The sequence below is a fragment of the Streptomyces sp. NPDC046335 genome (assembly GCF_055587985.1).
In genome coordinates this window covers 383933-409524 of sequence record NZ_JBVJFF010000005.1, presented here as the reverse complement: position 1 = coordinate 409524, position 25592 = coordinate 383933, and the positions used below count along the sequence as shown (strand labels likewise).

Here is a 25592-nt window from a genome sequence, read left to right as displayed (position 1 = left end):
TCCTAAGGTGTGGAGCACTCGAGGAAGGAGGTGTTGCTGCAGTGATTTCATTGCGGACGCGAGAGGTGGCTGCGGGCTAGCGGCCCGTCACCACACCCAGTGCGGTGCCGGACCAGCGCGTGAGTCGAGCGTGCGGCCGGCCCAGTCCAGAGCAGTCACCCGACCCGCGGGCCGCCGGTACGTCCGGCCGGCTTCCTCCACCCGGATCCTTCCGGTGGAGGGACCATGGCCCGCGGGTCGCCTGCGTTCACGGGACCCACCGGGGCGGAGCCGGACAGGGGCGGGCCGCTCTCAGCCCTTGCTCACCGCCGAGAGGATCTCCGGCAGCCGCCCGGCGACCCGGGGCGCCGCCATCCGGATGCCGAGCTCGGTGATCCCGTAGCCGTAGACCGCCCCCACCGGTAGCAGCACCCAGCTCCGGTCGGCCGCGCCCGCGGCGTGCAGCCAGATGGTGAGCGCGAGGACCGGGGCGCAGATCAGCGCCGCGGCGACCATGCCGCCGAAGATCGAGATCCAGGCGAGGCCCGCCTGCCCGGGCGCCACGTTCTTGTAGCCCTCCTGCGGGATCGAGTACGGGAAGCGGGCCGACGTCCAGGCGCCCGTGGCCAGCATCGCGCCGAGCAGCGCGAAGGAGAGGCCGACGACCTCCGGCAGGGCGGCCCAGTCGCCGAGCATCGCCGTGGTGAGGACGCAGACGAGCACCGCGTACGGCACCGTGATGAGCAGCAGGGCCAGGGACCGGCCGCGCAGCTCCACGTAGGCGTCGCGGGTGGCGGAGATGGTCATCGCCACCATCCAGAACGCCGAGGTGTCCTGGCCGAACTGGTTGTACATCAGGACGCCAAGCATCCCCGCCGCGAAGCACGCGAAGTAGACGGAGCCCGTGCCCTGCAACGCGTTGAACACCGGCACGATCAGGCCGATGGCCAGGGAGGTCACCCAGGCGGCCTTGGTCTTCGGATCGCGCCACACGTAGCGCAGGCTGCGCTCCATGACGGTGCCGGTGCGCCCGGCGGGCAGGAGCGCGCCCAGGGCGCCGGAGGAGCGGGACGTGCCCCTCTCCGGTCCGGCGGCCGCCAGGGTCGAGCCGTCCGGCGTCGTCATGAGCCGGGTCAGGCTGCGCCGCCAGAGCGCGAGGAGGCCCACCAGGGCCGCGGCGGACAGGGCGAGCTGGGCCACCCCGGTGACGTACGCGCCCTCGCTCACCGAGTCCACCGCGCCGAGCGCCGCGGCCGGCGGGAGCCAGCGCACCACGTCGGCCGCGGGGTCCAGGGTGCCCAGGCCGGACGAGCCGAGCCGCTGCGCCCCGAAGTTGACGACCTGCGCCCCGACGGCGATGACCAGGCCGCTGAGGACCGCGAGGTCACGGCCCTTGCGGCTGGTGAGGAGGCGGATGTTGGCGGCGGCCACGGCCCGGGCGATGGCCACGCAGAGGAGCAGGGTGAGGGCGGTCGCGAGCACGCCCGTCACGGCCGCCGCCACGCCGTGCGCGAGCGCGATCGCCGCACCGGCGGCCAGGCAGAGCGTGAACAGCGGGCCGACGCCCACGAGCGACGCGACGAGCAGCGCCCGTACGAGGGGGCGTGGCCGCAGCGGCAGCATCACCAGGCGGGTGGGGTCGAGCGTCTCGTCGCCGCTGGGGAAGAACAGCGGCATGACCGCCCAGCCGAGGGCGAGCACGCCGACGAGGAGGACGCAGACGGTGGCGGCGTGCGGGTCGCCGCGCAGCAGGACAAGGCCGAGGAACTGGAGTGCCGCGACGAGCAGGGCGGCGGCCATCGAGGCGATGTAGGCGGCCCGGCGCCCGGCCGACTGCCGCAGCCCGTTGCGCAGCAGGGACAGCTTCAGGCGTACGAAGACGGAGGTGATCGCGGGGCCGCCCGCGCTGGTGCCGGAGGCGGCGGTGGCGTCGGAGGGGGCGGCGGTCATCGGGGCCCGCCGCCCAGCCAGTCCAGGTCGGAGCCCGCGTCACGGCTTCCGGCGCCGACGAGTTCGAGGAATGCCCGTTGCAGCGAGGTCTCCGTGCCGCGCACCTCGGCGAGGGTGCCCTGCGCGCGGATGCGGCCCGCGGCCATGACGGCGACCCAGTCGCAGAGCGACTCGACGAGCTCCATGACGTGCGAGGAGAAGACGACGGTGGCACCGGATGCGGTGTAGCGCTCAAGGACGCCGCGGATCGTCTGGGCCGACACGGGGTCGACGCCCTCGAACGGCTCGTCGAGGAACAGCACTTCGGGGTTGTGGAGCAGCGCCGCCGCCAGGCCGATCTTCTTGCGCATGCCGGTGGAGTAGTCGACGACGAGCTTGTGCTGGGCGCCCGCGAGGTCGAGCACGTCCAGGAGCTGGGTGGCGCGCTTGTCGACCTCGGCGCCGGGCAGCCCGCGCAACCTGCCGGTGTACGCGAGGAGTTCGCGCCCCGAGAGCCGCTCGAAGAGGCGCAGGCCCTCGGGGAGGACGCCGATGCGGGCCTTGACCTGCACGGGGTCGCGCCAGACGTCGTGGCCGACGACCTCGACGGTGCCCTGATCGGGTCTGAGCAGACCGGTGACCATGGAGAGCGTGGTGGTCTTGCCCGCGCCGTTGGGCCCGACGAGACCGATGAACTTGCCCGCGGGCAGGACCAAGTCGATCCCGGCGACGGCCACCTGCTCGCCGAAGCGCTTCCAGAGCCCCGTCACGCGTACCGCCGCCGCCTCGGTCACCGTGCCACCCTTCGCCGCTGTCGCCGTTCCCGCACGATACGTCGGCCACCGTCCTCGCGAGGTCAGGGTTCCCCCGCGAGGCCAGGGTCTCAGCGCGTTCAGGGTCTCAGCGGCGTGCTTCTCTGCCGCACGCGTACGCCAGCGGGGAGATGATCTCCTCGGAGTCGGGCAGCCAGCGGTTGGCGGCGGTCGGGCGGCAGGCCCACTGGACCGCGCCGGACGCGCCGAAGCGGGTGGGGGGAGCGGCCACGTAGGTGCCCTCGCCGAGCGTGGTCAGGTCGATGCCGGCGGGCGGCCAGCCCAGCTCGCGGACGAGGCCGGGGTTCTTGGCCGCGGCGCCGGGCAGCACGAAGAACTGCATGCGCCGGTCCGGCGTGCGGGTCACGGGGCCGAGCGTCAGCTCCATCCGCTCCATCCGGGCGAGCGCGAGGAACCCGGCGGTCTCCGGCACGTCGATCGCGTCGAACGTCCGCCCGGTGGGCAGCAGGATCGACGCCTTGGGATGCTTCTGCCACAGACGCCGGGCCACGGTGGCGCTGCCGGTGGCCTGCGCCGCCCAGTCCTCGCGCCCGGGGTGTGCGCCGGGCGCGTCGCAGTCGGCCTCGCCGCACGAGCACCGCTCCATGCCGTCGGAATATTCCAGCCACGTACCGGCGAAGACGTCCCAGTGCCGCTCCTCCGCGTATCGCACGGCCGTGTCCTGCAAGGTTTCTCCGCGCTGCTTCGGGATCTGCGCGGCTGACGTGACTCCGATGGTCTCTTCCACGCAGACCTCAACTCCCGCCACCACCGCCGGTTACGGGCGCACGCGAGGGCGGGGGAGGAGCATCGATCCTGCTGTCGGGCGCATGGGTGCACGGGCGGGGGCGCGCGGGGGAAATGGCTCCCATGTGCGGGTAGCCAGCTCTGGGGCAGTCGGAGAACGCCTCGGAGCGAGCCGGGAACGGCAGATCCATACTTACGGTTCGTATGGCTACTTATGCCTCTTTCGTGGCGCATCTTCGCCTTGTCCCCAGGGCATTGATCAGCGTGGGTCGGCCGCCGCGGCCGCTCCGTTCCGCAGGTCCACGGTGCACGTTCAGGGGGTACGCCATGGCCGCCAGGCCACTCGTCGCGCGTCAGCCCAACGAAAGGCTGCAGGCGCTCATCCAGGAAGCCGGCTGCTCCAACGCCGGACTCGCCCGCAGGGTCAACATGTGCGGCGCGGAGCACGGTCTCGATCTGCGCTACGACAAGACGTCCGTGGCCCGCTGGCTGCGCGGGCAGCAGCCGCGCGGGCGGGCGCCCGGCATCATCGCGGAGGCGCTCGGCCGCAAGCTGGGCCGTACCGTCACCATCGACGAGATCGGCATGGCGAACGGCAAGAACCTCGCCTCCGGCGTCGGTCTCCAGTTCTCGCCGACCGTGCTCGGCGCCATCGAACAGGTCTGTGAGCTGTGGCGCAGCGACGTGGGGCGCAGGGACTTCCTGTCCGGCTCGACCGTGGCGGCCTCCGCGCTCGTGGAGCCGAGCCGCGACTGGCTGATCTCCTCGGCGGACTCCCAGGTCGGCCGGACCGCCGGGCCGCGCGTCGGGATGCCGGACGTGGCCGCGGTCCAGGCGATGACCCAGGCGCTGACCAAGCTGGACCACCAGTTCGGCAGCGGGCATGTGCGTCCCGTCGTCGTGCACTACCTCAACTCCGTGGTCTCCGGGCTCCTCGGAGGCTCCTACCGGGAGGCGGTCGGGCGTGAACTGTTCGCCGCCGTCGCGCGGTTGACGGAACTCGCGGGCTATATGGCCGTCGACACGGGCCAGCCCGGCCTCGCCCAGCGCTACTACATCCAGGCGCTGCGCCTGGCCCAGGCGGCCGGGGACAGGGGGTACGGCGGGTACGTACTGGCCGCCTCGATGAGTCACCTCGCCGCCCAGCTCGGGAACCCGCGCGAGATCGCGCAGCTGGCGCGGGCCGCGCAGGAGGGGACGCGCGGGCGGGTCACACCCCGCGCGGAGGCCATGTTCTACGCCGCAGAGGCGCGCGGCCACGCCCTGCTCGGGGACGCGCGGGCGACGCAGTCGGTGGCGGGCCGCGCCGTCGAGGCGATGGACCGGGCCGCGGGCGAGGAGGAGGCGGGCGACGACCCCGTCTGGATCAGGCACTTCGACCACGCGTATCTGGCCGATGAATTGGCGCATTGTCACCGTGACCTCGGCCAGGCGGACGCCGCGGCGCGCAGCGCGCAGGAGTCGCTCGACGGGCACCCGGAGACACGGGCCAGGCGGCGCGCGATCGGCCTCGTCCTGCTGGCCACGGCCCAGGTGCAGCGCCGCGAGGTCGAACAGGCCTGCCACACGGGCCTGAAGGCCGTCGAGCTCCTCGGCACCCTTCGCTCGAACCGCGGCGCCGAGTACCTGGAGGACCTCCAGCAGCGCCTTGAGCCGTACCGCGACGAGCCGGTGGTCAGGGAGTTCGGCTCCCGCGTCGACGTGCAGGCGGCGTGACCCACGCGCGCGTGCGCGGTCCTAAAGGGATCTCCGTCCAGTAAACAGCGCCTGAGCGGGAGGAATTGTTACTGCGGACGTCGAGCGGACGGCTCCGCTCTGAGCTGCGTGGCTAAGGGCTGTGGCGACCCGGTAGCGTGAGCCGACGGTTCCGTAGGTCCCCCATACGTAGGAGTCCCGGTGACGCAGCAGAGCGGTCAGGGCGCTGCTTCCTCCGATCCGCGGCAGCCCGCGGCCCGGCAAGCCCATGAGGGCGTCGTGCTGCCCGCGGACGGCAGTGAGCCGCTGCTGCCCGGTACCGCAGGACGGCAAACCACCCCTGCGGGCGGCACCCCGTGGGGCAGTCCCTGGGGGCCCGACACGACGAGCCCGCCGCAGCCCGGCCAGGGCGAGGCCTGGGGCGCCCCGCCGCAGCAGCCCGCCCAGGCCATGCCGCTGCCCCCCGAGGGCGCGACCCCGCCGCCCGCACAGGGCTACGGCTACCCGCAGCAGGGCTACGGCGCGCCGGAGCAGTACGCGGCCCAGGACCCGTACGCCGCACAGGACCCGTACGCGGCTCAGGGCGGCTATCCCGTACAGCAGGGCCAGGATCAGGGGCAGATCCAGGGCCAGAGCCAGGGCGGCGGTCGGCACGGGCGCGGAGCGCACGCCGGGCCGCCCGCCCAGGGCGCACAGGCGGCGCAGCAGAGCCATGGAGCGCACGCCGGGCCGCCCGCACACGGCGCGCACGCGGCCCAGTCCGGCCACGGGGAGGCCTCGTACGGCGGTCAGCAGGGGTACGGCGGGCAGAGCATGCCGCTGCCGCCGCTCGGCCAGGGCGGCGCGCCCCTGCCGCCGGCCGCCACGGGACCGGACGCCGACGCGACGCAGTACATAGCGCCCATACCGGGCGGCGGCCCCATGCCGGGCAGTGGTCCCATGCCGGGTGGCGGTCCCATGCCGGGTGGCCCGGGGGCCATGGACGACGGCGCCACGCAGTACATAGCGCCCATACCGAGCAGCGGTCCCATGCCGGGTGGCGGCCCCATGCCCGGCGGCTCCCTGCCCGGCGGTCCCGCGTTCGGTGTCCAGGGGGCCATGGACGACGGTGCCACGCAGTACATCCCCCCGGTGGCCCCCGGCGCTCTGCCGCCCGAGGCGCCCGTCGCCGATGCCACGCAGTTCCTCGGCCGTGCCACGCCCGCCGGACCCGGCCCCGCGTCCGACAGCGAGCCCACGCAGTTCATCGCGCCCGTCCCCGGCAACAGCGGCCCCGCCGGGCCCGGCGCGCCGCCCGAGCCGGCCGTCGCGCCCTACGGCATCCGCCCCGGCGCCCCCGGCGACCGGCAGCCGCCCGCAGAGTTCGACAGCCTCTTCCGCACCGAGCCGGAGGCCGAGGGGCCCGCGTCCACCCAGCAGATGCCCCGCTTCGACGCCTCGGCGCCCGCGGCCCCCGCGCCGGCGCCCGCTCGCGCCCCCGCTCCGGCGCCCGCGCAGGGCGACGGCGGCCATGGCGGCCGCCGCAGCCGCACCGGCTCGAAGGTGCCCCTCATCATCGCCGTCGGCGTCGGCATCGCCGTGCTCGGCGTCGGCGCGGGCGCGCTCCTGAGCTCCGGCGGCGGTGACGACGAGAGCGCGGACGACGGCAAGCCCGTCTCCGCGTCCGCCCCCGCCGACGAGCCCTCGCCGTCCGCCGACCCCGGCAAGGAGCAGGCCGTCGCCCTGGACAAGCTCCTGGCCGACAGCAACAACAGCCGCGCGACGGTGATCACCTCCGTACGCAACGTGGGCAAGTGCGAGAACCTCGGCCAGTCGGCGAAGGACCTGCGCGACGCCGCCAAGCAGCGCAACGGCCTGGTCACCCGGCTCGCCGAGCTGGAGGTCGACGAGCTCCCGTCCAACGAGCAGCTGACCGCCTCCCTCAACAGGGCCTGGAAGGCGTCCGCGTCGGCCGACAACCACTACGCCTCGTGGGCGGACCAGGTGGCGGGCAAGCGGGGCTGCCGCAAGGGCCACGCCCGCAGCACCTCGCACCAGGCGGCGGGCAACCGGGCGAGCGGGGAGGCGACCACCGCCAAGGAGCAGGCCGCCAAGTACTGGAACGCGATCGCGGGCAAGTACGGCCTGACCACGCGCGAGAAGACCCAGCTCTGAGCCTTCGCGGGCGGACCGCGCGACCCCCGGGTTACGCGGTCTGCTCCAGCGTCTTCTCGACGTCCACGAAGCCCTTGCGGGAGGGGACCAGCCGGCCGTCCCGCACGGTCTGGAACGTGACGCCCGAGTTGATCAGCCGCGGGAACTCGCTGGCCGCGATCAGGTCCTCGAAGCGCCAGCTCAGCGTGGGCGTGAGGCCGCCCGTGCGGACCCGCAGGCCGTCGTCGAGGGCGCGGCGCAGCGTGCGGGCGCTCACCTCGCCGCCGCCGAGGGACTCCACGGCCTGCTTCAGGACGGTGTACGCGATCCACGTGGTCTGCACGCCCGCGTCGGCCGGGTCGACGCGGTTGTCGCCGAACGCCTGCTCGCGGATGACGTCGCGCATCTGCGACCACCTGGCATCGCCGGACGCCGGGTACCAGCCGGTGACGTACGCCCCTTCGTAGGGACCGTTCGCGCCGCCGGTGCGGTCGATGAGCGACTGGTCGACGCTGCCGAGCACCGAGGAGATCCGTACCGGCGGATAGTCGGTCCTGGTGCGCCGGAAGGCGTCGTAGAAGGTGTCGGTGCGCGCCCCGAGCGCGGTGGTCACACAGCCGTCCCGGGTGCCCGCGTGCCGCAGGGCCTGCTCGGCCTGCGGGGTGAGGTCGGTGCTGTCCTCGGGGGCGCGGATGTCGGCGACGGGCTTGTGGTGGCCGTCGGCGAGCCCGGCGTTGAGGAGCTCGGGCAGTTCGTCGCCGGCCAGGGTGTCGGGGCGTACGAGGGAGACGCGGTCGCAGCGGTCGGCGAGCTGGCGGCCGTTGCCCGCGAGGAGGGCCGGTTCGCCGCCGTTGACGGGGTAGGACAGCGGGCTGGAGAACTCGTCGTCGGTGATGCCGTAGCCGCCGATGTACGGGATGCCGGCGACCTCCAGGGGGGCGAGGAAGGAGCGGGCGTGCTGGCTGTAGGCGCCGACGACCGCGACCACGTCCTCGTCGACGGCCTTGCGCGCGCACTTGGCGGCGCCTGCCGAGTCGTTGTGGTCGTTGCAGGTCAGGACCCGCAGCTCGTGGCCGTCGATGCCGCCGTGGGAGTTGACCCAGCGGGCGTAGGCCTGGGCCATGGCGGGGACGCCGGGCTTGTTGGTGGCCTTGGTGTTCTCGGGGGCCCAGGTCATGACGGTGATGGGGTCGTCCCCGGAACCCCCCGTGGTGCCGGGGATGACCCCGCATCCGGCTGTCAGGGCGACGCACGCCGCCGCGGCGGCCGCGGAGAGCGCGGCGTGTCGGTGGGGGCGGTTCAGGAAGGAGTGTCGCCGGCCGGTCATGTCCCCGCACCCTTCCGGTCAAGGGCCAACCGAGGAGTGACGCGTTCTCAACGGACGGTGACATCACGGTGAACGGGCGGGGGCCGGTTCGGGAGCGTGGCGTGGGAACGTACGATCGATGACCGTGCAAGGTTCGGAGAACTCTTCCCGTCGCGGCCGTCGCTCCAGCACCATGGGTGGCATGCCGACCAACGACATGCCGTGGTGGCGCTGGCGCAGCAACGTGCGCTCGGCGCTGCACATGCTCTCCGACCCCGACTTCCAGCGGGAGTGCTGGCTCGCAGGACGCGAGGAGTACGGGGACGTGACCGACGCCGTCTACCGGCTGGTCGAGGACACGTGGCTGGACAACTGGTCCGCCGAGAAGTACGTCGGCACGATCTTCCGCGACTCCCAGGAGGCGGCGCTCGTCGACACGGCCGTGCTGCGGGTCCTGCGGATCATGCACGAGGTCGGGCCCGACGCGCTGGTCTCCGTCTACCTCCAGCATCCGGGCTGGCCCGAGGCCGTGCGGGCGGCGCGCGAGGCGCACGTCCACCTGGCCGCGAGCGACGGGGAGAACCCGGACGAGCCGCCGCGGACGCTTGAGGTGCTGCGGATACTGACGCGGTCCGGCTGAGCATGGGGCCCGGGTACCGGGCGTGGCCGTCCCGGCTCGCGGGACGATTGCCCGCGGCGCGACCCGCTGTGGGAACCTTGCCCGCATGAACGAGCAGTCCGTGGCCCCCGCCGTCCCCGCCGATCAGTACGTCCTCACCCTCTCGTGCCCCGACAAGCAGGGCATCGTGCACGCCGTGTCGAGCTATCTCTTCATGACCGGCTGCAACATCGAGGACAGTCAGCAGTTCGGCGACCACGACACCGGTCTGTTCTTCATGCGCGTCCACTTCTCCGCCGAGGCCCCGGTGACCGTCGACAAGCTGCGGGCGAGCTTCGCCGCGATCGGTGACTCCTTCCGCATGGACTGGCAGATCCACCGGGCCGAGGACAAGATGCGGATCGTCCTGCTGGTGTCGAAGTTCGGGCACTGCCTGAACGACCTGCTGTTCCGCTCACGGACCGGCGCGCTGCCCGTGGAGATCGCCGCGGTCGTCTCCAACCACACGGACTTCGCCGAGCTCGTCGCCTCGTACGACATCCCCTTCCACCACATCCCGGTGACCAAGGAGAACAAGCCGCAGGCCGAGGCGCGGCTGCTCGAAGTGGTGCGCTCGCTGGACGTGGAGCTCGTCGTCCTCGCCCGCTACATGCAGGTGCTCTCGGACGACCTCTGCAAGGAGCTCAGCGGGCGGATCATCAACATCCACCACTCGTTCCTGCCGAGCTTCAAGGGCGCGAAGCCCTACCACCAGGCGCACGCGCGCGGCGTGAAGCTGATCGGCGCGACCGCGCACTACGTGACGGCCGACCTCGACGAGGGGCCGATCATCGAGCAGGAGGTCGAGCGGGTCGGACACGGCGTGACCCCCGACCAGCTCGTGGCGATCGGCCGTGACGTGGAGTGCCAGGCGCTCGCCCGGGCCGTGAAGTGGCACGCGGAGCGCAGGATCCTGCTGAACGGCCGCCGCACGGTCGTCTTCGCCTGACCGGCCCTTACGGGGGCGGGTGGGTCACATCCGGCTCAGTGACGCCGCCGAGAACAGGACGTCGCGGATCGCCTCGCGATCGCCGTCCTGACCGGCGGCCGCCTCCTCGGGCGAGACGTGGCCCGCGGCCAGGCGGCAGAACTCCACGCCGTCGAGCGCCACGTGTGCCACCTCGCGCTCGGCCGACGCGGTGGCGCCGGGCGAGTCCAGCGGGATGAACCACTCGCCGCCGCCGAGCCCCTCGATCTCCAGGCGCAGGCTGCGGCCGGGGGCGCCCGCCGCGACCAGGTCACGCGAGGGCGCCGCGAGCCCGGAGCGGCGGCGGCCCGCCAGCGTGTCGGGGAGCATCCGCGCGGCGAGGTCGATCATGCGGTGGAGGTGGCGGGGCGCCGGCGGGTCGTAGGGATAGTCGACGGCGTGGGCGATGTCGCCCGCGTGGATCCAGCACTCGAAGGCGCGGTCCACCATGGCGTCCCGCAGCGGCAGCTCGATCTTCTGCCCGGCCCCGCCGCCGCCGTCGGGCACCGTCCCGTACGGAACCGGCATCCGTCCCGAGCCGTCGCCCGCGAAGGACACCGTGCGGATCAGCTCGTGCGTCTGGTCACGCCAGGGCCCGCGCACGGCACGTGTGGGCGGGAAATACGACGCCTTCCAGTACGCCTCGGTGCGCTGCCCGGGGAGCTGGGGGTCCTTGGCCTTCGGGCCGAGCGGGTCGCCGAGGCCGAGGGCGAGCCCGACCAGGCCGTCCACGGCGAGAAGGTGCCCGATGACTCCGGCCACGGTGGTCTTGCGGCTCGCCGGGCCGCCCTGCTCGAACCAGCGCAGCCGCACCGGGGCGTGCCACTCGGAGTCGCCGATGTCGCGGAGCAGGGCGTCCAGGCGGGCGCTCTCCGCGTCGTAGGGCACGGCCCACTGGGGGACGGGGATGCGGGGCGGGCGGCGGCCCAGGCAGCTGTCCAGGACGCGGGTGCGCAGACCGGGGTCGAGGTCGAGGCTCTCCTCGGGGTGCAGCAGGCCGACGGCGTCCCGCAGCCGCAGCGCCTCCTCCGCGCAGGGGCCGCACTCGCCCAGGTGCTCCTCGACGGCGGTGGCCTCCTCCGTGGAGCACGCGGCGAGCGCCCAGGCGCCGAGCAGGGACTTCAGAACGGGGTGCTCCAGGACGAGCGGGGCGGGCGGCGGGGCGGGCAGCGGGACTCCGGAGTCCTCCGCGGAGACGCGCGGGACGGGTATGCGCGGGGCGGCGGGGGTGCCCTGGCCGCCCTGCCCTTCCTGGCCGTCCGCCGCCTCGTGCGGCCCGGGGCGGTCGGAGCCGGTCACAGCGACGTCCCGGGACCGGGTGAGGTGCCGGCGCGGCCGGCGGAGGGGGCGTCCGTGTCGTTGGCCGTCGAGAGGAGCTGGAGGCCGAGGCGGAGCCTGCGCCGGGCCTCGTCCTCGGTGACGCCGAGGTCGGCGGCGGCCTGGCGGTAGTCACGCCGTTGGAAGTACGCCAGTTCGAGCGCGGCCCGCAGGGGAGTGGGCATGGCCGTCACGATGTAGTCCGCGCGGGCCGCCGCCGAGGCGTGGCGGACCTTGCGCTCCAGCTCCTCCGCGGTGCCTTCGCCGCCCGCGAGGGCGGCCGACTCGGTCTGGCGGAGCCTGCGGACGGCCCGCTCATGGGCGAGCGTGGCGAGCCAGGAGCGCAGGGGGCCCTGCTTCGCGTCATACGCGTCGGGGTTCTCCCATACGTGGGCGAAGACCTCGCGGGTGATGCGGTCGGCGCCGCTCTCGTCGCCGAGGACGCGGTGGGCGAGGCCGTGCACCAGCGAGGCGAAGCGGTCGTACAGCTCGCCGAGCGCGGCCGCCTCCCCGTGCGCCAGCCGCTGCTGCATCCTGCGGTCCCAGCGCCGCGGTGCGTCCTTCGGCATGCGGCCCCCTCTGCGCTCGCCGTGTCCGACTCTCCCTCGAATGTAGTCGGCGCCACTGACAGAGCACCTCTGTTTACGGCAAAGGGCGTTCCCCGCGAAGGCCCGGATGATATTGAGGCGGCGATGCTGGTGTTTCATGGGTGGAGTAGTTGGGCAGCCGAGGCTGAACGAAGCGTAAGGACCGCTTCCGGATCACTTCGGGCCGGAGGGAAGAGCAGGCGAGCGAGAGGCGTGACGCGTGACGCTCAAGGTGACGGTGGGCGAGCAGGGCGGCTGGGCCGTGTTGTGCGTCTCCGGCGAGATGGACCTGCTGACCTCGCCCGTTCTGCGCCAGCGCGTGCACGAGGCAGTGGCCGACGGCCGTCGCAGTGTCGTCCTCGACCTCTCCGACGTGCTGTTCTGCGACTCCAGCGGCGTCGGCGTGCTGATCGCCACCCGCCGTCTGATCCGCTCCTGCCAGGGCCGGCTGCGGCTGATACTCCCGGCCCAGGGCGCCGTCGACGGCTCCCACGTCAACCGGGTCCTCGCGGCCCTCGGCGTCCGCAGGCTCTTCGAGGTCTTCCCGGACGTGGCCGAGGCGCTCGACGAGGAGGCGACACCGCTCTCCGCCTGAGCCCGCTCTCCGCCTGAGCCCCCGGCGTGCCCCTACACGTGCCGCTTCGCCGTCGCGACGAAGGCGTTGATGGCCTGCCGGGAGCCACGGCTGCGTTCGGCGAGTTCGTCCCTGTCGGCCGCCTTGTGCACGTCACTGACCGTGTCGAGCGTCTGCCAGGCCTGACTGATCAGTTGCTCGTCGTCGGTGAGCAACTGCACGCGGAACAGCGTCTCGTGCGCCTCTGAGCGCATCTCGTACGAACGGAAGCGGGCCTCCTCGCTGTCCTCGCGGTTCTCGGCCCTGCTGAACCAGCGGTCCATGAGCACCCGCCGGTAGTTGACCAGCGCGCCCGCGTACGCGCAGTACGCGTCGATCCGCTCCTGGCGCAGTTTCTCGCTCCGGGTGAACGCTTCCGTCCGCTCGGCCGTCCTGCGCTGGAAGGAGTGCGTGACTCCCGCGCCCAGGAGGGTTCCGAGCACTGCTATGACACTCGCCGCGACAGCTTCCACGCGGAACAGTGCAGCACATCACGTGTGTGGCACATATCTGTACCGGAATTCAGGCGGTCCTGACACAAGCCCCGCTTTACCGCCTCAGGGCGCCCGGGACGACGTACGCTCGCTGCTGCCGGGGGTATCCACCCTCCTGAACTGCACCCAACCGCGGAAATGAGGCGGCCCGAAGACCATGGACAGTGCCGAGTACGAGCGTAAGATCGCGGCCCGGTTCGCCACCTTCGACCAGGACGGCAACCAATACATCTCCCGTGAGGACTTCAGCACGGCGGCCGCCGCCCTGTGCAAGGAGTTCGGGGTGACGGCGCGGTCCGACAAGGGGCAGGCCCTGTACCTGGGCGCCGAGGCGTTCTGGCAGGGCATGGCCGGGATCGCGGACCGTGACGGGGACCAGCGGATCACGCGGGACGAGTTCGTCGGCGGCGCGGTGAAGCGGCTGCGTGACAACCCGCAGCGGTTCGCCGAGATCGCGAGGCCCTTCCTGAACGCCGTGATCCGCATCGCCGACGGTGACGGCGACGGGGCGGTGGCCCCCGCCGAGATCGGACGCGCGCTCAAGGCGCTCGGCGTGCCCGAGGACGTCGCGGGCGCGGTGGCGGCCGGTCTCGACGCGGACGGCGACGGCCGGGTTGCGGAGCAGGAGATCGTGACGGCCTTCGCCCAGTACTTCACGGTTCCGGAGTGAGCGGCACGCGCGCGTAGCGCTCCCGCAGCTTGTACTTGAGTACCTTGCGCAGCGTCTCGTTGCGGGGGAGCGCCTCGACGACCTCAAGCTGTTCCGGCAACTTGTAGGGGGCGAGGCCTTCCCCGCGCAGATACGCGGTCACGGCGGCCAGCGTCAGCTCACCGGCCCCCGCCCGCCGTTCCACCACCGCGCAGACCCGTTCCCCGCGTTCGTCGTCGGGCAGACCGATGACCGCCGCGTCACCGACGGTGGGGTGGCCGTGCAGGAGATCCTCGATCTCCTTGGCGGAGATGTTCTCCCCCTTGCGGATGATGACGTCCTTCGCGCGCCCGGTGAGCACCAGGTGGCCGCTCCCCGTGAGGTGGCCGAGGTCCCCGGTGATCAGGAACCCGTCGGCGTCGAAGGCCCCCGCGTCGGGCGCGCGGCCCAAGTAGCCCCGGCAGACGGCCTCACCGCGCAGCCGCACCTCGCCGTCGATGCCGGGACCGAGCCCCTTGCCGTCGGCGTCGGTGATCCGGATCTCCATGCCCGGCGGCGGCCGCCCCTCCGTGGCCGCCAGGTTCTCCGCGGTGTCGTCAGGGGCGCCCATGGTGATCATCGGGACCTCGGTCATGCCGTAGCCGTGGGTCAGTTGGCAGCCCATCTCGCGTACGACGGCGTGGTAGATCTCCGGCGGCTTCGGTGCCCCGCCGCCCGCGAGGAGCCGCAGCGCGGGAAGGACCTTCTCGCCCGGCGGCATCTTGCGCTGCTCGGCCAGGAACATCGAGTAGAAGGCCGTCGACCCGCCCGCCACGGTCACGCCGTGCCGCCGGTAGCCGTCGAGCGCGCCCGGCATCGCGAAGTGCTCGAACATCACCGCGGGGAAGCCGTAGAGCAGCAGCATCACCGTGTAGTCGGGGCCCGCGATGTGCGCGAAGGGGAACGCCATCGAACCCACGTCACTGGTCCGCAGGCGCAGCGCGTGGGCGAGGCAGGAGCCCCCGGCGATGAGCGAACGGTCGGTGTGCAGGACACCTTTGGGGTCGGAGGTCGTGCCCGAGGTCCAGTAGATCCAGCGCACCGCGGTGCCGTCCGCGGGCGGTGCGGGCAGCACGGACGGATCGGCGTCGGGCAGCTCCTCGTACGCCTCGAAGACGCCCCTGGCGCCGAGCCGCCGCGCCATCTCCCCGTGGTCGAAGCCGCGCCACACCCCGGGCACCGCGAAGTGCTCCGCCCCGGACTCCCGCAGCGCGAAGCCGACTTCGCGGTCGCGGTAGAAGGGGATGACCGGGGACTGGACGGCGCCTATCCGGGCCAGCGCGAAGGAGAGCAGGGCCGTCTCGATACGGGTCGGGAGCTGCCAGGCGACGACCGTGCCGGGGCGCACGCCCCTGGCGCAAAGACCGGCGGCGACGCGTTCCGCGCGGTCCCGCAGCGCGCCGAAGGTGAGCGTGCGGTCGTCGGCGGGGTCGTCGGCGGCCTGGATCAGGACCGGCGCGTCGGGGGTGAGCGCGGCACGGCGCTCCACGAGCTCCCAGAGCGTGCGGGAGGAGGCCAGCTCGTACGCGGCCTCGTTCCGCTCGTGCACGGTGCCGTTCTGCGCGTTCCCGTTGTCCGCTGTCCCGTTCTGCGCGGTGCTCATGCGGTCGCCCTCCTGCCGGGGCCATAACTGACGCAGCGTCAGAAGCTGCGGGAAGCGTAGGCCGGTGCGCCTTGCCGGTCCAGGGGTGCGGGACTAACCTGCGCTCTGACGAACCGTCAGCTCGCTCTGTGCGAAGAGGCGGCGTCGCTCGTACGGATGCCGTCCGCTGCCGTCCGCGGGGTCCGGGCGGATGAACCGGAGGGGACACCATGACCGAGCTTCCGCCGGCCCTCGGCGGCGACGGCCACGCGACCGGGCCGCCCGACGCGGTACCGGTACCGGGACCGGGCGAGTAGGCGCGGCCGTGGACCTCACGTACACCGAAGCGGAGGAGGAGTTCCGCGCGCACCTGACCGAGTGGCTCGCGCGCACCCTCCCCGGCCTGCCGCCGCGCCCCGACCCGCTCGACTGGCCCGGTCGGCGGGCGTACGACACCGGGTGGCAGCGCAGGCTGTACGACGCCGGGTACGCGGGCCTGCACTGGCCCGTCGACGCGGGCGGGCGGGGTGCCACGCCCACCCAGCACCTGATCTTCCTGGAGGAGACCGAGAAGGCGGGCGCCCCCTACGTAGGGGCCAATTTCGTCGGGCTGCTGCACGCGGGCCCCACCATCGCCTCCGAAGGCACGCCCGAGCAGCGGGCGCGCTGGCTGCCGCCCGTGCTGCGGGGCGACGAGGTGTGGTGCCAGGGCTTCAGCGAGCCCGACGCGGGAAGCGACCTCGCGTCGCTGCGCACGCGCGCGTGGCGGGACGGCGACCACTACGTGGTGAGCGGTTCCAAGGTCTGGACCTCCCACGCCGAGGTCGCCGACTGGTGCGAGCTCCTGGTGCGCACGGAGCCGGTGAGCGAGGCCGTGCCCAAGCACCGGGGCATCTCCTGGCTCGCGATGCCGATGGACGCCCCCGGGATCACCGTGCGCCCGCTGCGCACCCTCGCAGGCTCCACGGAGTTCGCCGAGGTGTTCCTCGACGAGGTCCGGGTGCCGGTGGCCAACCGCGTGGGCGCGGAGAACGACGGCTGGCGCGTGACCATGGTGACCCTCTCCTACGAGCGCGGCACGGCCTTCGTCGGCGAGGTGGTGGCCTGCCGCCGCGTCCTCGGCGAGCTGGCCCGTGAGGCGCGCGCGAACGGCCGCTGGGACGACGCGGTACTGCGGCGGAGGCTCGGCCGCCTGAGCGCCGAGTTCACGGCCCTGTGGCGGCTCACGCAGTGGAACGTGAGCGAGGCGCAGCGCTCGGGCGGCGTGCCGGGAGCGGGCGGCTCGGTCTTCAAGCTGCGGTACTCGCACGCGCGCCAGGAGCTGTACGACGCCGCCGCGGACGTCCTCGGCGCGGGCGCGCTCGACCTGGGGCGCGAGTGGACCCTGGACCGGCTCTCCTCGCTGTCGTACACGATCGCCGCGGGGACCTCGCAGATCCAGCGGAACATCGTGGCCGAGCGGATACTCGGCCTCCCGAAGGGGCGGTGAGGCCGGACGTGGACTTCCAACTCACGGATGATCAAGAGGCGTTGCGGAAGGGCATGCGGGAGATCCTCGCGGGGAGGTTCTCCTTGCGGGACGCCATGGACGCCATGGACACCCCCGGCCTCGTCGACAGGGACCTGTGGCGCGCGCTCGGCGACGCCGGGTTCTTCTCCCTGGCGCTCGACGAGGCCCGGGGCGGGGTCGGCCTCGGGCTCCCGGAGGCCGTGCTCGCCTTCGAGGAGGCGGGGCGGGCGCTGCTGCCCGGGCCCGCGGTGGCGACGTTCCTGGCGGCCGGGGAGGTGCCGGGCGCGGCCGAGGGGACGGCGGTGGTGACCGCGGTCGACGGGGTGCTCGTCCCGTGGCTGGCGGACGCCGACGCCGTACGGGGCGACGTCACCGGAGCCGTGCCCCTGCGGTCCGTCGACCCGCTCACGCCCCTGCACCGCGTGCCGGGGGCGGGCACGCGGGCGCCCGCCGATTCGGTGCTCCTGACGGCCGCCGAACAGTTGGGCAGTGCTGGACGGACGTGCGAGATGGCGGTGCGGTATGCGAGCGAACGCAAACAATTCGGGCAGCCCATCGGGTCCTTCCAGGCCGTGAAGCACCTCTGCGCACACATGCTCGTACGGACCGAGATCGCCCGCGGCGCCGTCTATGCGGCCGCCGTGACCAGGGACGAGCAGGAGATCGCCGGCGCCAAGCTCCTGGCCGACGACGCGGCCACGCGCAACGCCCGGGACTGCCTGCAAGTGCACGGCGGCATGGGCTTCACCTGGGAGGCGGAGGTGCATCTGCACCTCAAACGGGCCTGGGTGCGCGCGGAACTGGGGCGCACGGCGGCCGAGACCGAGGAAGCGCTTGCCGAAGCTCTCTGACAGCGGACGGTGACGCTACGGAGCGTTGATACCGGGTTGTGTCCTACGCGTGACTCGTCACGGCATGGAGTCGGTGTCCGGCTCGGGTACCTTGTCTCAGATGCGAGTGGTTCTGGGTCTGAGCCATCCCGGTGTTGCCTCAGCGGCGGCGCCGGATCCGGCGATGCGCGCCGCTCGCCACGCAGGGCACGGTCCCGTGCCCGCCTGTTCGACCCCCCGCCGTACGCGTCGCACAGTATGCAGCACGCGTACTCCTTCGCGCTGGAATATGCCTGAAGCGCTTGTTGGGGTGACTGAACGTCAATCATGCTGTCTCCGTCGGGGTTCACGTTCCGTGACCCTGTGGAGTCGCGAGGCGATGTGTCCGCCGGTTCGGATGGTGTGAGCGGTGCAGGTGCTTCATGTTCAGCTGGAGGTCGGGGCTGACCCCGCGGAGGTGGGACGGGCCAGGCGTTGGGCCCGCTCGCGACTCGCGGGTTCGGGTATAGAAGCCGACGAACCAGTGGCCGAGACGCTGATCCTGCTGATCTCGGAACTGGTCACCAACGCGGTGGTGCACACGGGCTGCCCAGCGGTCCTGCGCATGCTGCTCCCCGGCGTTCCCGAGGACGCGCCGAGGACGGTCCGCGTCGAGGTGGTCGACACCAGCGCCAGGCCGCCCAAGCAGCGCCACGCCGAGGGTGACGACACCAACGGCCGAGGCCTGGAGCTTGTGAGCGGCCTCGCCGACCGCTGGGGCTGGCAGCCCGAGGGCGCGGGCAAGAGCATCTGGTGCGAGGTGGACCGGTGCGATCCGGACGCCCCCGCCGTCGCCTTCGACGGGGTGTCCTACGGAGAAACCGACGTCGACGCGGCGTACGAGGCCGTCTGAGCCCTGGGGCTCGTGCTCCTGCGCCGTGTGCGCCGTCGCGTGACGCGGTGCGCGCGCCCGTGCGCGGGTGGGGCAAAGTAGGCATAATTCCCTTGTCGCCAAGCGGGTATTGACGCGCAGTGTCCAATTGATCACGCTTGTGGACAGCGATTCGCCGCGAGGGGACGACGAGGGCGCCGGTCACGGTGGCCCTTGCCGAGACGCGAGTCGCGTCGGCGTCGGTCCCCTCGCGCGCGAGGGTGAGTGCCGGGTGCCGAGCCGGATGGCGGCGTGCGGCACCGCACTCGGGGGGCGGAGTCCGCGCGCCGCCGTTCCCGCGGCCCCTACAGCACGGCCACCGGGGCCACGGGCGTGCCCGTGCCGCCGACGAACGGCTCCGGCATCGCGGACAGCAGGAAGGTGTACCGCGAAAGTTCTACACAGGCTGTGGACAACTTTTCGAGATTCCAGTTCTGGCCCTGGATCATCCCCATTTCCACCAGGTCGAGCGCGTGCACGGGCAGCCACAGGTTCTCGATCTCCGGCGGGAAGATCTCGAACGTGAGGGTGTCGTTGGCGACCGCCGCCACGTCGCGCGCGTGGAACCACTCGGGCGTACGCACCGAGAGGCCGGGCGACGGATACCCGTACGCGTGCTTGTCACCCGCGAGATACACCTGGATCTGGCCCGTGCGTACGAGGACGATGTCCCCCGCGCGGACCGCGACACGCCCGAACTCCGACGCCTCGTCGAGGTCTTGGGGCGTCACCGCGTGGTCGCCGGGCAGCCGGTCGAGGCCCTTGGCGCGCGCCACGTCGAGCAGGACGCCGCGCGAGACGACGTGCGGGGCCTTGTCGATGCCGCTGAACCGGGCGCGGGTGTGTGCCGTGATGGTGTCCGCGCGGCGGCCGTTGTAGATCTTCCCGGAGTGCGAGGCGTGCGTCAGCGCGTCCCAGTGCGTGGCCGCCTGTAGTCCCATCGTCACCGCGTCGTCGCTGGTGGCGACCGTGCCGGGGCCGAAGAGCTCCTGGTTGATCTGCACCATGGTGTGCAGGGGGTTCGCGCGGCCCGGTATCAGGCCCGTCTGGACGCCGTCCTCCTTGAGGGGCAGCGCGAGCGGGACGCGGCGGCCCGTGCGGACCTCGGCGGCGGCCGCGCGCACGGCCTCGTCGGTGATGAGGTTCAGCGTGCCGATCTCGTCCTCGGCCCCCCAACGCCCCCAGTTGTTCACGCGTTTGGCCAGGTCGTGGAATTCGGGAGGCAGTGCGGAGGCGGTCGGGACGGGAACGGTAATACCTGAGTCTGACATGGGTGCTCCCCGGGGCTTGTCTTTCCGTATCCGACGGGCCCTAGAATCTAACGGTCCGTCAGAAACCGCGGGAAGGGGCCGGGCGTGGGGAACTTCTTGGCAGGCAAGGTGGTGGCCGTGACCGGCGCCGGGCGCGGCATCGGCAGGGCCGTCGCGCTCGCCGCGGCGGCCGAGGGCGCCAAGGTCGTCGTCAACGACTACGGCGTCTCCATGGCGGGCGGCGAGCCGGCAAGTGAGGTGGCCGACGCCGTGGTCAAGGAGATCCGGGCCGCGGGCGGCGAGGCGGTCGCCGTCGCCGACGACATCTCGGCCATGGCGGGCGGCCAACGCGTCGTCGACGTCGCGCTCGCCGAGTACGGGCGCGTCGACGGCGTGGTGTGCGTCGCCGGCATCCTGCGCGAGCGGATGCTGTTCAACATGTCCGAGGAGGAGTGGGACCCGGTGGTCGCCACCCACCTGAAGGGCACGTTCACGGTCTTCCGGGCGGCGTCGGCGGTCATGCGGAAGCAGGGCTCGGGCACCCTGATCGGCTTCACCAGCGGCAACCACCAGGGCTCCGTCTCGCAGGCCAACTACAGCGCCGCCAAAGGGGGGATCATCTCCTTGGTGCGCAGCGCGGCGCTGGGGCTCCACAAGTACGGGGTGACCGCCAACGCCGTGGCCCCCGTGGCGCGTACGCGCATGTCGGCCCAGGTGCCCATGGAGCTCACGGAGATCGGGGAGCCGGAGGACGTCGCCGCGCTCGTCACCTATCTGCTCAGCGACCGGGCCCGTGCGGAGAAGATCACCGGGCAGGTCTACACGATCGCCGGGCCCAAGATCGCCGTATGGGCGCAACCGCGGGAGCTGCGCGCCGGATACGCGGAGGGCGCCTGGACCCCGGAGAGGATCGCGGACTTCCTTCCCGGGACGGTCGGCACCGATCCGATGCCGTTGCTGGCGCGCCTCGAGGCCATGGCCGAGGCGGCGGCCGGCGATCGGCGTCCGAACGCCTAGGCCCGGCCGTGGACTTCGGGTTCGGCCCTGCGGACGAGCGGTTCCGGGCCGAGGCGCGGGCCTGGCTCGCCGAGCACCTCACCGGTGAGTACTCCAGCGCTTCGGGGAGCGGGGGGCCTGGCAGCGAGCATGAAGGCGTGGCGGAACGGCGGTCCTGGGAGCGTGAGTTGGGCCGGGGCGGGTGGATCGGCCTGGGGTGGGACTCGGACACGTACGGCAATCGGCGGGCCACCTTGACCCAGCAGGTCGTCTGGGCCGAGGAGTACGCACGCGCGCGTGCCCCCGGGCGGTGCGGGCACATCGGGGAGAACCTGCTGGCGCCGACACTGCTGGCGTATGGCGGCCCCGAGCTGTGCGCCGAGTTCCTGCCCGGGATCGCCCGGGGCGAGGTGCTGTGGTGCCAGGGGTACAGCGAGCCGGAGGCCGGCTCCGACCTGGCGGCGGTGCGCACCCGGGCCGTGCTCGATCCGGGCGGCGGTGCCTATGCCGTCACCGGACAGAAGATCTGGACGTCGCTGGCGCGCGAGGCCGACTGGTGCTTCGTGCTCGCGCGTACGGAGGCCGGGTCCTCGGGGCACCGGGGGCTTTCGCTCCTCCTGGTGCCGATGGACCAGCCGGGGCGGATCGAGGTGCGGCCCATCCGGCAGCTGACCGGGACCAGTGAGTTCAACGAGGTCTTCTTCGACGGTGCGCGGGCGCGTGCCTCGCACGTGGTGGGCGGGGAGGGGCAGGGGTGGCCCGTCGCCATGGGGCTCCTCGCGTTCGAGCGCGGCGTGTCCACGCTGGTGCAGCAGATCGGTTTCGCCCAGGAGCTGGCCGGGGTCGTGCGGGATGCCGTCGCCTCGGGGGCGGTGGGCGACGCCGTGGTGCGGGAGCGGCTGGTGCGGCAGTGGGCGGAGCTGCGGGTGATGCGGTGGAACGCGCTTCGTACGTTGGGTGCCCACGGCGGTGCGGGCTCTGCGGGCGGCGCCCCGAGTGTGGCCAAGCTGCTGTGGGGCCGCTGGCACCGGCGGCTGGGCGAGCTGGCCGTGGAGGTCCGGGGTGCGGTGGGGGCGGTCGGGCCCCGTGACTGGTCAGAGGCCTTGCCGTACGAACTGGACGCCGCCCAGCGGCTCTTCCTGTTCTCCCGCGCCGACACCGTCTACGGCGGCTCCGACGAGGTTCAGCGCAACATCATCGCCGAGCGCGTGCTCGGTCTGCCGAGAGAGGCCCGAGGGCCTCGGTGAGGGGTGCGTCGTGAGGGGTGTGTCGTGAAGGGTGTCCTCTTTGACGGGAAGCGCGTCGAGGTCGTCGACGACTTGGAGGTACGTGATCCCGGGCCGGGCGAGGTACTGGTCGCGATCGCCGCCGCGGGGCTCTGCCACAGCGACCTCTCCGTGATCGACGGGACCATTCCGTTTCCGCCGCCGGTGGTGCTCGGGCACGAGGGGGCCGGGGTGGTCTCGGCGGTCGGCGCCGGGGTCACGCACGTCGCTCCCGGCGACCACGTGGCGCTCTCCACCATCGCGAGCTGCGGCACCTGCGCCGAGTGCGACCGGGGACGGCCGACCATGTGCCGGTCGGCCATCGGGCGGCCCGACCAGCCGTTCACGCGGGGCGGGCGCCCGGTGTACCAGTTCGCCGCCAACTCCGCCTTCGCCGAACGCACGGTCGTCAAGGCCGTGCAGGCGGTGAGGATCCCGGACGACATTCCGCTGACGTCCGCGGCGCTGATCGGCTGCGCGGTGGTCACGGGAGTGGGGGCCGCGCTGAACCGGGCGCGGGTCGACCGGGGGGACTCGGTGGTCGTCATCGGGGCGGGAGGCATCGGGCTTAACGTGCTCCAGGGCGCGCGGATCGCGGGGGCGTCGACGGTGGTGGCCGTCGACGCCAACCCCGACAAGGAGGCGGCGGCACGGCAGTTCGGGGCCACGCACTTCTACGCCTCCACGGCGTCGGTCCGGGACGTGCTGCCGGGCGGGGCGGACCATGTCTTCGAATGCGTGGGGCGGGTCTCGCTGGTGCGGGAGGCGATCGACCTCCTGGACCGGCACGGCCAGGCGATCCTGCTCGGCATGCCGGGAGCCACGGCCGAGGCGTCGTTCGTGGTCTCGTCGCTCTTCCTGGACAAGTCGATCCTGGGCTGCCGCTACGGGAGTTCACGCCCCCAGCGGGACTTCGCCCTGTACGCGTCCCTGTACCGGGAGGGGCGGCTGCTGCTCGACGAACTGGTGACGTCGACATACCCGGTGGAGGACTTCGCGAAGGCGGCGCAGGACGCGGGGGCGGGACGGGTGGCTCGGGCGGTCCTCACGTTCTGAGCCGGGGGGACGGTAGCTTCGGGGGATGAGTTATCGGGAGGTGTGGTCGGGGGGCGTCGCCCGGTGGGCCGTCGTGGCCGTGGCCGCGAGGATGCCCGTGGCGGGCGCGCCGCTCGCCCTCGTCTTCCTGGTGAGGGAGCGGCCCGGCGGCTACGCCCTGGGCGCGGCCCTCGCCGCGGCGTACGTGGTCGGTGAGGTCATCGGCGCCCCCATCCTGGGCACGCGCATGCGGCCCGAGCGCGCGAGGCCGCAGATGGCCGCGGGCCTGGCCGTCGGCGCCCTGGCCTTCGCCGGCCTGGGCGCCTTCCCGCAGGCCCACCCCGCGGCCTTGGCCGCCCTCGCCTTCGTGGCGGGCGCGGGCCCCGCCGCCTGCCCCGGCGGCCTCCGCGCCCTGCTGACGAGCCTCGTACCGGACAAGGCCGTCACCCAGGCCCTGTCCGCCGAGTCCGTCCTCACCTTCGTGATCTGGGGCGTGGCCCCGGCCGCCGTCACCGGACTCGCGCTCGGCGTCTCACCGGCGGCGCCCCTGCTGCTCGACGGGGCGCTGATGGCGGCCGCCGTGGCGGGGCTCTGGATGCTGCCCGCGGGGTGGCGCTCGGACGCCGACGACCGCGGCGGCGAGTCGATGACGCGGATCCTCGCGCGCGCCTGGCCGATCTACGTGACCGGCGCCGCGAGCCTCTCGATGCTCGCCCTCGCCGAACTCGTCCTGCCCGCCCTGCTCGAACAGCGCGGCACGGCCGTCGGCTGGGCGGGACCGCTGCTGGCCGCGCTGGCGGCGGGCTCCGCCGTCGGCTCGTTCGTCTACGGGCTGCGCACCTGGCCGGGGCGGCTGCGGACACAGAGCATGGTGCTGATGTTCGCCGTCTCCGCGTGCCTGGCGGCCGTCGCCGTACTGCCGGGGCTCGGCTGGATGTTCGGGGCCCTGGCCGTGGCGGGTCTGCTCCAGGCCGGGGCGATGCTCACCCGCAACCTGTCGCTGCGCGAGGTGCTGCCGCCCAGCGCCCTCGCCGCGGGCTACTCGGTGATGTACGCGGCCGTCGGCGCCGGATACGCGGCCAGCGGCTCGCTCGCCGGAGGCCTGCTCAGCGTCGTCTCGCCGTCCACGGCCATCCTGGCGGGCGTGGGGCTCGGGGTGGCGCTCACCGTGGTCGGCGTCCTGGGGGAGGTCAAGGCTCCGGAACCGGCCGGGCCGCCGGAAGCCGCGGAGCCCGCGGGCCCGCCCTCACCCCGCGGCGACCTCACGGAACGTACGGCGGTACGCGGTGGGAGTGACCCCCAGCGCGACCTGTAGGTGCTGCCGCATCGACTGCGCCGTGCCGAACCCGGCTTCCCGCGCCACCTGGTCGACGGAGAGGTCGCTGGACTCCAGCAGGTGCCGCGCCCGCTCCACCCGCTGCTGCGTCAGCCACCGCCCCGGGCTCATCCCGACCTCCTCGCGGAACCGGCGCGTGAAGGTGCGCACCGACATCGCCTCCTGCTCCGCCATGTCCCGCAGCGGCAGCGGCTGGTCGAGGCGGCTCAGCGCCCAGGCGCGGGCCGTCCGCGTGGTCGCGAGCTGCGGCTCGGGCACCGGGCGCTGGATGTACTGGGCCTGGCCGCCGTCCCGGTGGGGCGGCACCACCGTGCGGCGGGCCACGTCGTTGGCCACCGCGCTGCCGTGGTCGCGGCGGAGCAGGTGGAGGCAGAGGTCGACCCCCGCCGCCACGCCCGCCGACGTCAGGACGTCGCCGTCGTCGATGAACAGCACATCGGCATCCACCTCGACCCGCGGGAACAGTGCCTGGAAGTGCTCGGCCGACGCCCAGTGCGTGGTCGCGGGGCGGCCGTCGAGGAGACCGGCGGCGGCCAGGAGGTAGCCGCCCGTGCAGATCGCGACCAGACGCGCGGCCGGATTGCGGTGGCCGAGGGCGGCGGCCAGTTCGTCGGTCAGCCGCCCCTCCTCGTACACCGGGCCCAGTTCGTACGAGGCGGGGACGACGATCGTGTCCGCCGTGGCGAGCGCCTCCGGGCCGCAGGCGACCGTGATGTCGAAGTCGGCGTCCGTACGGACCGGTCCCGGGCCGCGCACCCCGCACGTCACGATCTCGTACAGGCGCCTGCCCTCGGGAGTGCGCGCGCGGCCGAGAATCCGCTGCGGGATGCCGAGTTCGAAGGGGATCACGCCGTCCAGGGCGAGGACGACGACACGGTGGCGGCGGGGTGCCGCGGTGCCTGCCGTGGTGCCTGGCGCGGTGCGGGGTGCTTCCTGGGCGGCCATGGCCCGAT

The 25592-nt window shown here is 73.1% G+C and carries 23 protein-coding genes; 13 read left to right on the top strand and 10 right to left on the bottom strand.

Features of this window, described 5'->3' with window-relative positions:
• Nucleotides 1–291: 291 nt before the first annotated feature.
• The 3 genes from ACZ6JY_RS14275 to ACZ6JY_RS14265 all read right to left on the bottom strand — a co-directional run bounded on the left by ACZ6JY_RS14275 (nucleotide 292) and on the right by ACZ6JY_RS14265 (nucleotide 3468).
• Entirely contained in the window at nucleotides 292–1929 is a 1638-nt protein-coding gene (locus tag ACZ6JY_RS14275) for a transporter (RefSeq protein ID WP_469195715.1), read from the bottom strand.
• Nucleotides 1926–2702, bottom strand: coding sequence for an ABC transporter ATP-binding protein (locus ACZ6JY_RS14270; protein WP_469195714.1), 777 nt, complete (start codon nucleotides 2700–2702; stop codon nucleotides 1926–1928). Before ACZ6JY_RS14270 ends, ACZ6JY_RS14275 begins: the two co-directional genes overlap by 4 nt.
• A 106-nt stretch (nucleotides 2703–2808) precedes the next feature.
• On the bottom strand, nucleotides 2809–3468 hold the full coding sequence (locus ACZ6JY_RS14265) for a bifunctional DNA primase/polymerase (RefSeq protein WP_469195712.1): 660 nt from the start codon (nucleotides 3466–3468) through the stop codon (nucleotides 2809–2811).
• Nucleotides 3469–3794: 326 nt separating this feature from the next.
• Here ACZ6JY_RS14265 and ACZ6JY_RS14260 point away from each other — a divergent pair, with 326 nt between their 5' ends.
• Both ACZ6JY_RS14260 and ACZ6JY_RS14255 read left to right on the top strand, forming a co-directional pair.
• Nucleotides 3795–5183 carry a transcriptional regulator gene (locus tag ACZ6JY_RS14260; protein ID WP_469195710.1) on the top strand — a complete coding sequence of 463 codons (1389 nt, stop codon included), beginning with the start codon at nucleotides 3795–3797 and terminating at the stop codon, nucleotides 5181–5183.
• 180 nt (nucleotides 5184–5363) lie between these two features.
• The gene (locus ACZ6JY_RS14255; protein WP_469195708.1) at nucleotides 5364–7316 is read left to right on the top strand and encodes a hypothetical protein; all 1953 of its coding nucleotides are present in this window, start codon (nucleotides 5364–5366) and stop codon (nucleotides 7314–7316) included.
• A gap of 31 nt (nucleotides 7317–7347) precedes the next feature.
• Here the strand turns inward: ACZ6JY_RS14255 and ACZ6JY_RS14250 are convergent, their stop codons facing one another.
• Nucleotides 7348–8622, bottom strand: a complete 1275-nt coding sequence (locus ACZ6JY_RS14250) for an ABC transporter substrate-binding protein (protein WP_469195706.1) — start codon at nucleotides 8620–8622, stop codon at nucleotides 7348–7350.
• Between the two features lie 118 nt (nucleotides 8623–8740).
• Between ACZ6JY_RS14250 and ACZ6JY_RS14245 the strand changes: the two genes are divergently transcribed.
• Together ACZ6JY_RS14245 and purU are read left to right on the top strand one after the other, a co-directional pair.
• Nucleotides 8741–9241, top strand: coding sequence for an SCO4402 family protein (locus ACZ6JY_RS14245; protein ID WP_469195705.1), 501 nt, complete (start codon nucleotides 8741–8743; stop codon nucleotides 9239–9241).
• A gap of 85 nt (nucleotides 9242–9326) precedes the next feature.
• Nucleotides 9327–10208, top strand: coding sequence for a formyltetrahydrofolate deformylase (gene purU, locus ACZ6JY_RS14240; RefSeq protein WP_469195703.1), 882 nt, complete (start codon nucleotides 9327–9329; stop codon nucleotides 10206–10208).
• Nucleotides 10209–10232: 24 nt separating this feature from the next.
• On the opposite strand, the gene ACZ6JY_RS14235 is transcribed toward purU, so the two are convergent.
• Nucleotides 10233–11525 (bottom strand): zf-HC2 domain-containing protein, encoded by a 1293-nt coding sequence (locus tag ACZ6JY_RS14235; protein WP_469195701.1) that lies wholly within the window; start codon nucleotides 11523–11525, stop codon nucleotides 10233–10235.
• A complete protein-coding gene (locus ACZ6JY_RS14230) occupies nucleotides 11522–12112 on the bottom strand; it encodes a sigma-70 family RNA polymerase sigma factor (protein ID WP_469195699.1) in 591 nt (196 codons plus the stop codon). Before ACZ6JY_RS14230 ends, ACZ6JY_RS14235 begins: the two co-directional genes overlap by 4 nt.
• A gap of 238 nt (nucleotides 12113–12350) precedes the next feature.
• On the opposite strand from ACZ6JY_RS14230, the gene ACZ6JY_RS14225 reads away from it, so the two are divergent.
• Nucleotides 12351–12725, top strand: coding sequence for an STAS domain-containing protein (locus tag ACZ6JY_RS14225; RefSeq protein ID WP_447039076.1), 375 nt, complete (start codon nucleotides 12351–12353; stop codon nucleotides 12723–12725).
• 32 nt (nucleotides 12726–12757) lie between these two features.
• Here ACZ6JY_RS14225 and ACZ6JY_RS14220 read toward each other — a convergent pair whose 3' ends face one another.
• On the bottom strand, nucleotides 12758–13186 hold the full coding sequence (locus tag ACZ6JY_RS14220) for a hypothetical protein (RefSeq protein ID WP_469195697.1): 429 nt from the start codon (nucleotides 13184–13186) through the stop codon (nucleotides 12758–12760).
• 208 nt (nucleotides 13187–13394) lie between these two features.
• Between ACZ6JY_RS14220 and ACZ6JY_RS14215 the strand changes: the two genes are divergently transcribed.
• The gene (locus ACZ6JY_RS14215) at nucleotides 13395–13907 is read left to right on the top strand and encodes an EF-hand domain-containing protein (protein ID WP_469195695.1); all 513 of its coding nucleotides are present in this window, start codon (nucleotides 13395–13397) and stop codon (nucleotides 13905–13907) included.
• On the opposite strand, the gene ACZ6JY_RS14210 is transcribed toward ACZ6JY_RS14215, so the two are convergent.
• Nucleotides 13891–15528, bottom strand: coding sequence for a class I adenylate-forming enzyme family protein (locus tag ACZ6JY_RS14210; RefSeq protein WP_469195693.1), 1638 nt, complete (start codon nucleotides 15526–15528; stop codon nucleotides 13891–13893). The genes ACZ6JY_RS14215 and ACZ6JY_RS14210 overlap by 17 nt on opposite strands.
• 304 nt (nucleotides 15529–15832) lie before the next feature.
• Here ACZ6JY_RS14210 and ACZ6JY_RS14205 point away from each other — a divergent pair, with 304 nt between their 5' ends.
• The 3 genes from ACZ6JY_RS14205 (at nucleotide 15833) to ACZ6JY_RS14195 (ending at nucleotide 18739) form a co-directional block, all read left to right on the top strand.
• On the top strand, nucleotides 15833–16996 hold the full coding sequence (locus tag ACZ6JY_RS14205) for an acyl-CoA dehydrogenase (RefSeq protein WP_469195691.1): 1164 nt from the start codon (nucleotides 15833–15835) through the stop codon (nucleotides 16994–16996).
• A gap of 8 nt (nucleotides 16997–17004) precedes the next feature.
• A complete protein-coding gene (locus tag ACZ6JY_RS14200; RefSeq protein WP_469195689.1) occupies nucleotides 17005–17868 on the top strand; it encodes an acyl-CoA dehydrogenase family protein in 864 nt (287 codons plus the stop codon).
• A 388-nt stretch (nucleotides 17869–18256) separates the two neighbouring features.
• Nucleotides 18257–18739: an ATP-binding protein gene (locus ACZ6JY_RS14195; RefSeq protein WP_469195687.1), complete on the top strand. Its 483-nt coding sequence runs from the start codon at nucleotides 18257–18259 to the stop codon at nucleotides 18737–18739.
• 323 nt (nucleotides 18740–19062) lie between these two features.
• On the opposite strand, the gene ACZ6JY_RS14190 is transcribed toward ACZ6JY_RS14195, so the two are convergent.
• Complete coding sequence (locus ACZ6JY_RS14190; protein ID WP_469195685.1) at nucleotides 19063–20028, bottom strand: cyclase family protein; 966 nt, start codon at nucleotides 20026–20028, stop codon at nucleotides 19063–19065.
• Between the two features lie 84 nt (nucleotides 20029–20112).
• On the opposite strand from ACZ6JY_RS14190, the gene ACZ6JY_RS14185 reads away from it, so the two are divergent.
• Genes ACZ6JY_RS14185 through ACZ6JY_RS14170 form a run of 4 tightly spaced genes read left to right on the top strand, consistent with a single transcriptional unit; the run spans nucleotide 20113 to nucleotide 24618 of the window.
• A complete protein-coding gene (locus ACZ6JY_RS14185) occupies nucleotides 20113–21024 on the top strand; it encodes an SDR family NAD(P)-dependent oxidoreductase (protein ID WP_469195683.1) in 912 nt (303 codons plus the stop codon).
• 8 nt (nucleotides 21025–21032) lie between these two features.
• The gene (locus tag ACZ6JY_RS14180) at nucleotides 21033–22250 is read left to right on the top strand and encodes an acyl-CoA dehydrogenase family protein (RefSeq protein ID WP_469195681.1); all 1218 of its coding nucleotides are present in this window, start codon (nucleotides 21033–21035) and stop codon (nucleotides 22248–22250) included.
• A 24-nt stretch (nucleotides 22251–22274) separates the two neighbouring features.
• Nucleotides 22275–23324 (top strand): Zn-dependent alcohol dehydrogenase, encoded by a 1050-nt coding sequence (locus ACZ6JY_RS14175; RefSeq protein ID WP_469195679.1) that lies wholly within the window; start codon nucleotides 22275–22277, stop codon nucleotides 23322–23324.
• Between the two features lie 25 nt (nucleotides 23325–23349).
• Nucleotides 23350–24618, top strand: coding sequence for an MFS transporter (locus ACZ6JY_RS14170; protein ID WP_469195677.1), 1269 nt, complete (start codon nucleotides 23350–23352; stop codon nucleotides 24616–24618).
• On the opposite strand, the gene ACZ6JY_RS14165 is transcribed toward ACZ6JY_RS14170, so the two are convergent.
• The gene (locus ACZ6JY_RS14165) at nucleotides 24550–25584 is read right to left on the bottom strand and encodes a GlxA family transcriptional regulator (RefSeq protein ID WP_469195675.1); all 1035 of its coding nucleotides are present in this window, start codon (nucleotides 25582–25584) and stop codon (nucleotides 24550–24552) included. The two genes, ACZ6JY_RS14170 and ACZ6JY_RS14165, sit on opposite strands and share 69 nt — an antisense overlap.
• Nucleotides 25585–25592: the final 8 nt, after the last annotated feature.